9 protein-coding genes are annotated in these 11,732 nt (G+C 61.1%); 6 read left to right on the top strand and 3 right to left on the bottom strand.

Annotated features, from left to right (window positions below; translation table 11 throughout):
* The first annotated feature begins 18 nt into the window (after positions 1-18).
* From TU84_RS11295 to TU84_RS11270, 6 genes are all read left to right on the top strand, one after another.
* The gene (locus tag TU84_RS11295; RefSeq protein ID WP_048369168.1) at positions 19-2,241 is read left to right on the top strand and encodes a TonB-dependent siderophore receptor; all 2,223 of its coding nucleotides are present in this window, start codon (positions 19-21) and stop codon (positions 2,239-2,241) included.
* 48 nt (positions 2,242-2,289) lie between these two features.
* Positions 2,290-2,889, top strand: a complete 600-nt coding sequence (pnuC, locus tag TU84_RS11290; protein ID WP_048369167.1) for a nicotinamide riboside transporter PnuC — start codon at positions 2,290-2,292, stop codon at positions 2,887-2,889.
* A complete protein-coding gene (locus TU84_RS11285; RefSeq protein WP_048369166.1) occupies positions 2,879-3,607 on the top strand; it encodes a UTRA domain-containing protein in 729 nt (242 codons plus the stop codon). Before pnuC ends, TU84_RS11285 begins: the two co-directional genes overlap by 11 nt.
* A 419-nt stretch (positions 3,608-4,026) precedes the next feature.
* Positions 4,027-5,460 carry an aldehyde dehydrogenase family protein gene (locus tag TU84_RS11280; RefSeq protein WP_048369165.1) on the top strand — a complete coding sequence of 478 codons (1,434 nt, stop codon included), beginning with the start codon at positions 4,027-4,029 and terminating at the stop codon, positions 5,458-5,460.
* Positions 5,461-5,464: 4 nt separating this feature from the next.
* Positions 5,465-6,295 (top strand): shikimate dehydrogenase family protein, encoded by an 831-nt coding sequence (locus TU84_RS11275; protein WP_048369164.1) that lies wholly within the window; start codon positions 5,465-5,467, stop codon positions 6,293-6,295.
* Positions 6,282-7,880 carry a GMC family oxidoreductase gene (locus tag TU84_RS11270; protein ID WP_048369163.1) on the top strand — a complete coding sequence of 533 codons (1,599 nt, stop codon included), beginning with the start codon at positions 6,282-6,284 and terminating at the stop codon, positions 7,878-7,880. The genes TU84_RS11275 and TU84_RS11270 overlap by 14 nt, the downstream gene beginning before the upstream one ends.
* A 95-nt stretch (positions 7,881-7,975) precedes the next feature.
* Here TU84_RS11270 and TU84_RS11265 read toward each other — a convergent pair whose 3' ends face one another.
* From TU84_RS11265 to TU84_RS11255, 3 genes are read right to left on the bottom strand one after another with little or no spacing between them, the layout of a single operon-like run.
* The gene (locus TU84_RS11265; RefSeq protein WP_048369162.1) at positions 7,976-8,527 is read right to left on the bottom strand and encodes a sarcosine oxidase subunit gamma; all 552 of its coding nucleotides are present in this window, start codon (positions 8,525-8,527) and stop codon (positions 7,976-7,978) included.
* A 3-nt stretch (positions 8,528-8,530) separates the two neighbouring features.
* The gene (locus tag TU84_RS11260; RefSeq protein WP_048369161.1) at positions 8,531-11,428 is read right to left on the bottom strand and encodes a 2Fe-2S iron-sulfur cluster-binding protein; all 2,898 of its coding nucleotides are present in this window, start codon (positions 11,426-11,428) and stop codon (positions 8,531-8,533) included.
* Positions 11,425-11,727, bottom strand: coding sequence for a sarcosine oxidase subunit delta (locus TU84_RS11255; RefSeq protein ID WP_048369159.1), 303 nt, complete (start codon positions 11,725-11,727; stop codon positions 11,425-11,427). Before TU84_RS11255 ends, TU84_RS11260 begins: the two co-directional genes overlap by 4 nt.
* Positions 11,728-11,732 lie beyond the last annotated feature (5 nt).

Raw genomic sequence — 11,732 nt, 5'->3', positions numbered from 1 at the left:
GCCCGTTAAGGAGCTTTCATGGTCATGTTGTATCGAACTGCCGAGTTATCCCTCCCTCGGTTTTCGCCAAATCTGTTACGCGCCGGCATGTTGATGGCCTGTGGCGTGGGCACCACCTTGCTGCCCGCTGGGGCATGGGCCGACAGCCTGGCGGCTTCATCCAATAGCGTTCAATTGGACGCCGTGACCGTAGTCGGCGAGCACGACAGCGGTTATCAGGCCACCTCCGCCTCGGTCGGCGGCTTTGACTCAGCGCCTCTGCTCGACACGCCCGCAGCAATCAGCGTGATCACCGATCAGCAGATCAAGGATCAGCAAGCGCGCCTGCTCAGCGAAGTGCTGCGCAATGACGCCTCCGTGGGCGAAAGCTATGCGCCGATTGGTTACTACGAAAACTTTGAGGTGCGCGGCTTCTCCCTGAATTCGGCCAGCAGCTACAAGATCAATGGCCGCACCATCACCGGCGAGCAGAACGTCGGCCTGGAAAACAAGCAACAGGTCGAAGTGCTCAAAGGCCTGGCGGGCCTGCAAAGTGGCGTGTCCGAGCCTGGCGGCTTGGTCAACTACGTGACCAAGCGCCCGGAAAATGTGCGCTCGGTGACGGTATCGACCACCGATCAGGGCGGCAGTTATCTGGCCACTGATTTGGGTGGCTGGTTCGGCAGCGAGCAGCAGGTGGGTATCCGCACCAACCTGGCCCATGAAGACATTCATTCCTATGTCGACCATGCCGACGGCAAGCGCGATTTTGCCTCGCTGGCGCTGGACTGGAACATCGACCCCAACAGCACGTTGCAACTGAATGCCGAGTACCAGCGCCGTCAACAGCGTTCGGTGCCGGGCTATCAGTTGCTGGGCGGCACTGAGCTGCCCCATCACGTCAACCCTCACGATCTGCTGGCTTATCAAAGCTGGTCGAAACCGGTGACCATCAACTCGTTGAACATGGACGGTTTGTACGAGTACCGCTTCAACGAGAACTGGAAAGCCAGCTTCAGCGCCTCGCGCAGCCGGGTGGTGATTGATGACTACAGCACCTTTGCCTGGGGCTGCTATGGCTCGGCCAGTTGCGCCGGGGCTGCCGTGCCGAACACCTTCAGCCCCGAAGGCAACTACGACATTTATGACTACCGCAACCCCGATGACACGCGGCGCAATGATGAAGCCCAGCTGGCACTCAGCGGCCAGTTCGACACCGGTTCACTCAAGCATGAACTGACGGTGGGCAGCAGCGCATTCCGTCGGGTGCTCGACAGCCGCCCTGAGTTCAACCAGATGATCGGTTCGGGCACGATTGGCACCACCCCTGAAACGCTGGAACCTTATGACGGCACCCCGGGCCACACTTACCGCCATCTCGACAGCCGCCAATACGGCGTGTTCGTGACCGACCGCATCAGTTTCAACGAGCAATGGCAAACCGTGCTCGGCGGGCGGCAGATTCGCCTCGACGAAAAAGCCTATGACAGCGACGGGTCGACCAACCGGCATACCCAACGCTCGGAGTTTTTGCCGCAAGCGGCTTTGATCTACAAGCCATGGCTGGATACTTCGGTGTACCTCAGCTACAGCAAGGGCTTGTCACTGGGCGGCCAGGCGGCCTGGTTCAGCACCAATGCCAGTGAAATCCTCGCGCCCACCACCTCGCGTCAAATCGAACTGGGGGTCAAGCACGACTGGCAAAACCTGAGCCTGACTGCCGCGCTGTTCCAGATCAGCCAGGACTACCAGTACAACAAGCCCAACGGCGACGGCACCTTCACCTTCGTGCAGCAGGGCAAGCAGAAAAACACCGGGATCGAGTTGTCTGCCAATGGCCACGTGAGCACTAACCTGCAAATCGCCGCCAGCGTTGCCGCCATCCGCGCCCGGGTCAGCGACAGCGGCACCGACGCCTATGATGGGCATCAAGCCATCAACGTCCCGAACCTGCGCGCCAGCCTTCACGCTGACTACAGCATTCCGGGGGTGCCGGGGTTGGCCTTGCTGGGCGGCGGGCAATACAGCGCCAGCAAATATGCCAATCAGCAGGGCAGCGTCAAAGCCGCCGGTTACACCGTGTTCGATGTCGGCAGCCGCTACAGCACCCGCATCGAAGGCTACGACACGGTGTTTCGCCTGACGGTCGACAACCTGTTCGACAAACGCTACTGGCGTGACGTGGGTGCCTACATGGGCGACGACTACGTATTCCAGGGTGCGCCGCGAACCGCGCGTTTGTCCGCCACGGTGAACTTCTGATTCGGGCAGCACCCCTGGGTGCTGCACCACTTTATTGAGGGCGCAAGAATGTCAAATCTGGAAATCGTCGCCGTGCTGATCAATGTCCTCGGGGTCTGGCTGACCACCCAGCGCATCCGCTGGTGCTGGCCGGTCAGTGTCGTTGCCGTGCTGTTGTATGCGTGGATTTTTTTCGACGCCAAGCTCTATTCCGACACCTTGCTGCAAATCATCTTTGCCTTTCTGCAGGGGTACGGTTGGTGGCGCTGGAGCCAGGGCGGGCTGGATCACGGCAAAGTGCACGTGGCGCGACTGCCATTGCGCGATGCCGTACTGGGCGCGATTGCCGGAGTCATCGGCACCGTGTTGCTGGGCGGCCTGATGTCCAGTTTTACCGATGCCGCTGTGCCGTGGCTGGACGCATCACTGACAGCATTCAGTCTGGTCGCCAGCGTCTGGGCGGCACGTAAATACGTGGCCAGTTGGGCGTTGTGGATAGCCCTGGACGTTGTCTACGTGGGCATGTACTTGAGCAAAGACCTGCAACTGACGGCAGGCCTTTACGCCGGGTTTGTGCTGCTGGCGTTCTATGGCTACCGTAGCTGGAAGCGTGACCTGCTGAGCCAGGAAGCGCAGACCCAAGCCCGTGGATGTGCCAATGCCATTTGATCCCGTGTCCCCTCATTACTTGCGTATTCGTGACGAAATTGCCGCTGACGTCGCCAGCGGGACGCCCTGCGCCGACCACAAATTTCCGTCCGAACGTGAGATGGCCGAGCGTTTTGGCTGCACCCGCGTGACATTGCGCCAAGCGTTGCAGCAACTCGAAGCCGAAGGGGTGGTATACCGGGAAAACCGCCGGGGCTGGTTCGTCAGCCCCCAACGTATTCGCTACGACCCGACGCGCATCACCGGCTTTATGGACTACGTTGCCGCCCAAGGGCGTACGCCATTAACCGAATGCCTGCACGCCGAACTGCGCCCGGCGGGCAGTTGGCTGGCACGGCGGATGGGCTTGGCATCGGCTGACGAGCCGGTGTTTTATCTGCAACGGCGGCGCTGGGTGGATCGGCGCCCGGTGCTCCTGGAATTCAACGCACTGGTCGCCAACTGGTGCCCAGGCTTACTCGATGCCGACCTCAATACCTCCCTGACCACGGTGCTGAGAGAGCGTTTTGGCCGTGTCCAGTCGCGCTGCGAACTGGCCATGCACACCGGCACCGTGGACGAGCATCAGGCCGAGCTGCTGCAACTCAGTGTCGGTTCCAGCAGCTTATACCTTGAACGCTTGAACTTTGGTGAAGCCGGCCAACCGGTTGAGTTTGACCAGGAGTTTTGGCGCCCGGACGCCTTGTCCGTGGTTATGGAAACCCGGTATCCGGGTTAACCGTAAACAGGCTTTTGTAGGAGCGAGCTTGCCTCGCGATCTTTTGATCTTGATCTAAGAGCCCCCTCACCCTAGCCCTCTCCCGAAGGAGAGGGAACCGATTGGGGGATGCTGATATTCGCTGGCCTGTTTGTTGCGCGACAGCGCGGCGTCGAAGACGGTGGCAGCAAACCAATAGCCCTGTGCCGTCCTGGCACAGCGGGTATGAACCCCCGTCATAGCCAATTCATAGACGCTGTCCGGGCTTAAGCGTATGTTTTTGCCATCACCTTCTTAATAGCGATTGACTGCATTTTCCAGGGTATTTCGCCCCCTAAAAGCTGGCGCCCTGCGTCATGGTCAAGGCGTTCGGCTGCCTTCAAGGCAGCGCACCCATAGTGAACCTGGAACGTGTTTATTCCCTCGCTGGAGCACTACGCGTGAATAAAAACTATATAGGCGGAGAGTGGGTTACCGGCGTTGATGTGAACGTAAACATCAATCCGTCAGACACCAACGATGTAATCGGCGAGTATGCGCGGGCTGATGCCACGCAGGCGCAAGCGGCGGTTGAAGCGGCGTTTGATGCGCAGGCCGCATGGGCAAAATTTACCGCAGAACAACGCAGTGACGCGCTGGACCGTATCGGCAGCGAGGTCCTCGCACGTCGTGAAGAACTCGGGCGTTTGCTCGCCCGTGAAGAGGGCAAAACCCTCGCCGAAGGCGTCGGGGAAGTGGTGCGGGCCGGGCGCGTGTTCAAGTTTTTCGCCGGTGAAGCCTTGCGAATGTCAGGTGAGCGTTTGCCTTCCATTCGCCCTGGCGTCGAGGTCGATGTACGCCGCGAGCCTGAAGGGGTGATCGGGATCATCACGCCGTGGAACTTCCCCATCGCGATCCCTGCCTGGAAGATCGCCCCCGCGCTGGCGTTCGGCAACACCGTGGTCTTTAAACCCGCAGATCTGGTGCCGGGCAGTGCCTGGGCGCTGGCCGAAATCATTGTGCGGGCCGGGGCGCTGCCGGCCGGGGTGTTTAACCTGGTCATGGGGCCGGGCTCAAAAGTGGGTGACGTCTTGGCCCATTCGCGCAAAGTGCGCGCTGTGACCTTTACCGGCTCAACCTTCACCGGCCGTCAGGTGGGCCTGGCCTGCATGGAACGGGGCGCCAAGGTGCAACTGGAAATGGGCGGTAAAAACCCGCTGGTGATTCTGGATGACGCCGATTTACAGCAAGCGGTGGAAGTCGCGGTGTCCGGTTCGTATTTCTCGACCGGCCAGCGCTGTACCGCTTCCAGCCGCTTGATCGTGCAAGACGGCATCCACGACCGCTTTGTCGAGGCCGTAAAGCAACGGCTCGCCGGGCTGCGGGTCGACCATGCGCTGGCCGACGGCTGCGACATGGGCCCGGTAGTGTCCCAGGCGCAACTCAAGCAGGACTGCGAGTACATCGACATTGCGCGCCGCGAGGGCGGCAATCTGGTCTTTGGCGGCGAACGGCTGGAACGCGCAACCCCGGGCTTTTACTTGTCCCCGGCGCTGATTACCGAGACCACCAACGACATGCGCATCAACCGCGAAGAAGTCTTTGGTCCGGTGGCCAGCGTGATCCGGGTCAAGGATTACGAGCAGGCCGTTGCGTTGGCCAACGACACCGATTTCGGTTTGTCCTCGGGTATCTGCACCACCTCGCTGAAATACGCCGCTGACTTCAAGCAGCGTTCCGGCGCGGGCATGGTGATGGTCAATGTGGCCACCGCAGGCGTCGACTATCACGCCCCGTTTGGCGGCCGAAAGGCCTCCAGTTACGGCACACGAGAGCAGGGCAGCTATGCCCGTGAATTCTATACAGGCGTAAAAACCGCCTACACCCTGGCCTGAAGCAATGACTGACATCACTCAAATCAGCGGCACCACACGGGTCTTCGCCATCCTTGCCGACCCAATCCACCACGTGCAGACCCCGCAAGCCATGAACCGGCTGTTTTCCTCGATGGGGCTGGACCAGGTGCTGGTGCCGTTTCATGTGTCGCCGTCCGACCTTGAGCGGGTGGTCAACGGCTTGCGCGGTATCAAGAGCCTTGACGGTTTTATCGTCACGGTGCCGCACAAAACCGCCATTGTTGATCTGTGCGACAGCGTTTCCGAGGCCGCGCGCCTGGTGGGTGCGGTGAACGTCGTGACCCGTACCTGCGACGGCAAATTGCACGGTGAAATTCTCGATGGCGAAGGCTTTGTCAGCGGCTTGCGGCAGGCGGGTATCGAACTTGAAGGCCGCGCGGTGTACCTGGCGGGCGCAGGCGGGGCTGCCAATGCCATCGCTTTTGCCCTGGCTGCCTCCGGGATTGGTTGGCTGACCATCGCCAACCGCAGTCGCGAGAAAGCCACGTCGCTGGTTGACCGTCTCACCCGGGCGTTTCCTGATCTGCAAGTCACAATCGGAACCTCCGACCCTTCAGGCTACGACCTGGTGGTCAACGGCACGTCACTGGGGCTCAAGGAGGGCGACCCGCTGCCGTGTGACGTCACGCTGCTCACGGCCGATCAAGTGGTTGCCGAGATCATCATGAAACCAGTCATCACCCCATTATTGGCGGCGGCGCAAAAAGTTGGCTGCCGGATCCACGAAGGCCTGCCTATGCTGCTCTGCCAGATTGAGTTGATGGCAGCGGCAATGTCGTCGAGCAAGAAAGAGTCCTGTCATGAGTGCGTTTGATTACATCATCGTCGGCGGCGGCACCGCAGGCTGCATTCTCGCCAACCGTTTGACTGCCTCCGGCAAGTACCGTGTCCTGGTGCTGGAAGCCGGTGGTGAACCCAAGGGTTTCTGGATTCCGATTCCGGCAGGCTTCAGCAAACTGCTGGTCGACAAACGCTATAACTGGCGTTTCAAGACCCAGGCCGAAGAGAACACCCAGGGCCGCGAAATTGCCGTGCCACGCGGCAAAGGCCTGGGTGGCTCGACCCTGATCAACGGCATGATCTACGTGCGCGGTCAGCCGGGTGATTACGACGCCTGGGAGGCCGCTGGCGCCAAGGGCTGGAACTTCACCACCCTCAAGCCGTACTTCAAAAAGATTGAAAACTATCCGCTGGGCGATCATCGCCGCGGTCATGACGGCCCTATGCACCTCAGCCAGGTGTCTGAGCGCTATCCCATTGCCGACGCGTTCATGCTCGCGGCCAAGCAAGACAATCAGCCATTCAACAGCGACTACAACAATGATCAGCAGACCGGTTTCGGCTACTACCAGGTGGTTCAGCACCAAGGGCGGCGCTGGAGCGTGGTTGACGGTTACCTCAACCCGGCCCGGCGCAGGCCCAACCTGACCATTGAAACCCATGCCCATGTGTTGCGCCTGGAGCTCAAGGGCAATCGCTGCACGGGCATCACTTACCGCCAGAATGGCCGGGAAATCACCGTCAACGCGTTGCAAGACGTGATCCTCTGTGCCGGGGCGATCCAGTCGCCTCAGATCCTTGAGTTGTCCGGGATCGGTCGTCCGGATGTCCTCGAAAAAGTCGGCATTGCAGTCAAGCACCGGCTGGACGGGGTCGGTGAAAACTACATCGACCACTTTGCCACCCGCCTGAACTGGAAGCTCAAAAACGCGATCACCCTCAACCAAATGGCCCGTGGCTGGCGCTTGGGCATGGCGGTGTTCGAGTACTTCACCCAGCGCACCGGGATTCTGACCCTGGGTACCGGGCTGGTGCACGGGTTTGTCAAAAGCCAGGCGCAGATGCCAACCCCGGACGTGCAGTACTTTGTGGTGCACGCCAGCTACGCCAACGCGGCCGAGCGGATTCTCGACAAGCACCCGGGCATGACCATCGGAGTTAGCCAGTTACGGCCAAAGTCCAAGGGCAGCATCCATATCCAGTCAGCCGACCCGCAAGTCATGCCGGCCATTCGGCCGAACTTCTTGAGCGTCGAAGAAGACCGCCAAAGCCTGATCGAGGGCATGAAAATCGCCCGACGGATCATGCAGCGGCCAGCCATGCAAGCCTTTGTCGAGCTGGAAACCGGCCCGGGCATTGACGTGCAAACCGATGAACAATGGCTTGAATTTGCCCAACGTAACGGCCAGACCATCTATCACCCCATCGCCACCTGCCGCATGGGCGAAGATGCTGACGCCGTGGTCGACTCGTCCCTGCGGGTACGGGGCATGACGGGGTTGCGCGTGGTCGACGCCTCGGTGATTCCGTCAATGGTCTCCGGCAACATCCAGGGCGCGGTCATGGCCGTGGCAGAGCGCGGCGCGGACCTGATTCTGGAAGCGGCTTCGCTGCATTGATAAGCGTCACCCACCTGTAGGAGCGAGCTTGCCTCGCGATCTTTTGACGTTATTCATCAAAAGATCGCAGCCTTCGGCAGCTCCTACAGGCCTTTTTACCCCCCAATAAACTCCTGCATCGCATCCACCAGCGCTTCGTGGAAATAGGCTTTCGAGGGACGGTCAAACAAAATGTGCAAAGCCGGCTGCTGCGCACTGCCCGAGTTGATGACGATGACGTTGATACGCGCCGCCGAGGTTTGCGCCACGGCGCCAAACCCGAAAGCTTCGGCACTCAGGTCGACGCCGCAGAGCTTGGCCATGATCGCGCTCAGGTGCTCGCCACTGAGCTGGAAACAGCCGTGGCTGTCCTGGCGCGGCAGCAGGTAGTTGGCTTGATGGTCCATCTCCCAGCGTGCTTCTTCGTCGGCAATGCGTTCGTCTTGCAGGTGGCTGGCGATCAGCAGGTATTCAGTCTGTGAAAGCCGTACCACCAGGCTGCCGTCAGGTTGGGTGATGGCGCGGTTGGGGGCGGTCGGCAGTTCGAAGCCGCGGCCGCGCAGGTAGTCGGCGCTGTCAGCCCCGCGAAAGCCGACCCGGGGCAGGTCGGTCAAGTCGCTCAGGGCACAGCCAATCAAGGGCACTTGCTGTTGTCTCAGGCTGGTCATGGGTCAAAGCTCCTGGCGCTGGTTTTCAGGGTCAAAGAAGGGCAGGGCGACAACCTCGGCCTGAACGGTCATACCCCCTTCAACACGGATCGGGATGCGTTGTCCCGGCGTGCTCTGGTTGATGCCCGCGTAGGCCAGGCCAATGATCTTGCCCAGGCTGGCGGAGTATTCACAGGAGGTGACGCTGCCGCTGATGTCCGGGCCGTTAAGCACCAAATGCCCTTCAAGCGGTTGCGCGCTGTCTTTGGGCAAGCTGAAGCCCACCAGTTTGCGCTTGAGCGGTTGGGCCTCGAGGATGTCCACCGAGCGCCGCCCGACGAAGAAGGGTTTGTTGCGACTCACCGCCCAGCCCATGTCGATTTCTGCCGGGTGGGTCATGCCGTCGGTGTCCTGGCTGATGATTACGTGGCCTTTCTCAAGGCGCAGCAAGCGCTGGGTTTCAACGCCAAACGGTCGAATATCAAATGCTTTGCCGGCGCTGATCAGGGCATCCCAGAGCGCCAGCCCGTGACGGGCCGGAACGTGGATCTCATACCCCAGCTCGCCGACAAAACCGACCCGCAGCAAGCGCGCTGCAATCCCGGCTACCGTGCCTTGGCGCACGCCCAGATACGGGAAGGCACTGGCACTTAAATCGAGGTCAGAACAGAGCAGTTCGAGGACTTTGCGTGAGTCCGGCCCGGCCACGTTGACCGCGCAAATGGCGGCGGTCACGTTGTTGATGTCGACGTCCAGACGCCATTGCGCGTTCCACTTCAGCATCTGCTGGTAAATGCGGTCTACGCCGCTGGTGGTGGCGGTGACGTAAAAGTGCTGCTCGGCAAAGCGTGCGCACACGCCATCATCAATCACCACCCCGTGCTCGTTGGTCATCAGCGCATAGCGCGAGCGGCCCACGGGCTGCTTGATGAAGGCAAAGGTGTACAGGCGGTTCAACAGCTCCGCCGCATCCGGGCCGCGCACATCGAGGCCGCCCAGGGTCGACACGTCAATGATGCCGACCTTGTTGCGCACGTGCAGGGCTTCGGCCTGCATGCAGGCTTCGCGGTCTTTGGCCGCGCCATAGTAGGCCGGGCGTTGCCAGATACCGGCCGGCATCATTTTTGCGCCTGCCTGCACATGGCGGATGTGCATGGGTGTTTGGCGATACGGGTCAAACGCGCGACCGGCCACATGGGCCAGTTTTTCTGCCACAAACGGCGGCCGCGCGGTGGTGACCCCGGTCTCGCTGATGTTGCGTTGCGTCGCCCACGCCACCAGGCGTGCGGTGGGCAGTGCCGAGTGGCGGCCTTGGGACGGGCCCATGCCCACGGTGGAGTAGCGTTTGACCAGTTGCACGTCGCGATAGCCGATGCGTGTGGCGTTGACGATGTCGGCCACTTGCAGGTCTTCGTCAAAGTCGACGAAGTCTTTGCCTTTGGGGTGCGGGAAAATCGGCCAGCTGAAGTTGACTGGCGCTTCTGCCCGCCACCGTTCAGGGGCCGCATCTGCGCTCAGGCCGAGTGCCCGTGCTGCAGCGGCCCCGGCACGGGTGCCGTCGGCGAGTACGTTGTCCAGTGAGTGGCGGCCATTGACGGACCCGGCAACCTGCAAGTTTTGCGGCAGCCCGCTGAGGGTGAACTCGGCACGTTGGTCGTCATAGGCCAGTTTGCCGCCTGCCTGGCACAGCAGTTGATAGACCGGCATATAGCCTGCCGACATGCACAACAGATCGCACTCCAGACGTTTGCCGCTGTCGGCCACGCGGCCCTGAGCAAGGATGGTGCGCACCTCGACCCCGGTCACGTGGCGCATGCCTTTTTCGTGCAGGGCTTCATACACGGTGCTGTTGTTCAGGCACGGAATCTTGCGTTGCAGCAAGGCTTCACGCAGTGCCGGATTACCCGGCGCGGCCCGCAGGTCGATCAGCGATGCAACCTCCACGCCTTGCTCATGCAAATCCATCGCGGCCAGATACCCGTCGTCATTGCCGGTCAGTACCACGGCCCGTTGGCCGGGCTTGACCGCATAAAGCTTCATCAAACGTTGGGCGGCACTGCTCAGCATCACCCCCGGCAGGTCGTTGTTGCGAAAGATCACCGGCTGATCGAACGAGCCGCTGCACACCAGGCATTGGCTGGCCCGCACCTTGTACAGGCGTTTGCCCTGAATCACCGGCAGGTAGTTGTCGGTGAACCAGGCGTTACAGGTCGCCTCGGTGAGCACTTTAATATTGGCGTGCTGCACCACTTGCGCCAGCAGCGAATGGCGCACAGCGTTGGCCTGGATGCCTTCAATGTCGAAGCGGGCATAGGTCAGTGAACCACCGAGTACCGCTTGCTGCTCGATCAGCAGCACCTTGGCCCCGGCATTGGCGGCCGTCAACGCGGCTTGCAAACCGGCAGGCCCGGCGCCGATCACCGCCAGATCCGTGAATAAATACGCCTTGTCGTAGTACTCGGGGGTGAAATTCAGGTCGAGCACACCCAGCCCGGCTTTTTTGCGAATCATCGGCTCCCAGAGCTTCCACATGCCCTTGGGCTTGTAGAACGAGCGGTAGTAGAACCCCACCGGCATGAATTTGGAAAACTTGCCGAGCCAGGCGTCGCGGTCGTGGTCCAGGCTGCCGTTGACGTTTTGCGCACTGACCTGCAAACCCGGCGTCAGCGGGCAGGTGTCGGCCAGCACGTTGGGTTCTTTGGGCAGTTGCACCAGGCTGTTGGCGTCTTGCCCGGCCATGGTCAGCGGGCCACGGGGGCGATGGTATTTGAACGAACGCGACAGCAGAAACCGGCCGTTGGCCAGCAGCGCACTGGCAATGCTGTCACCTTGCAGGCCCTGGTAGCGCTCGCCATCGAAGGTGAAGTCCAGCGGCTGATGACGGTCGATCAGCAGGCCCATCGGGGCGGGGAGGCGGTTCATCCTGCAATCTCCTTGGCGGCGGTGCTGAACTCGACACGGCGGGTAAACAGCTCTTTGGGGTCGAAGGTGCGCAGTACTTCATCGCTGACGGTGTGGCGCTCGGCGATAAACCAGTAGCTGGACGGCGTGTGCATCCACCATTCGCGCACCACCCCGGCGAGGTTTTCGCTGTTGAACACGTAGTCGGCCCATTCGCCATCGCTGCAGGTGGTCGGGTCTGGCATGACCTTGAACTCGCCGCCGTAGGTGAACTCACTGATATTGCGCGGCCCGTTGAGCGGGCACATCATGATTTTCATTGCGT

Origin of the sequence: Pseudomonas helleri, assembly GCF_001043025.1 — a bacterium.
In the GTDB taxonomy this organism is placed as follows: Bacteria; Pseudomonadota; Gammaproteobacteria; order Pseudomonadales; family Pseudomonadaceae; genus Aquipseudomonas; species Aquipseudomonas helleri.
This window is presented reverse-complemented; position numbering and strand designations above follow the sequence as displayed.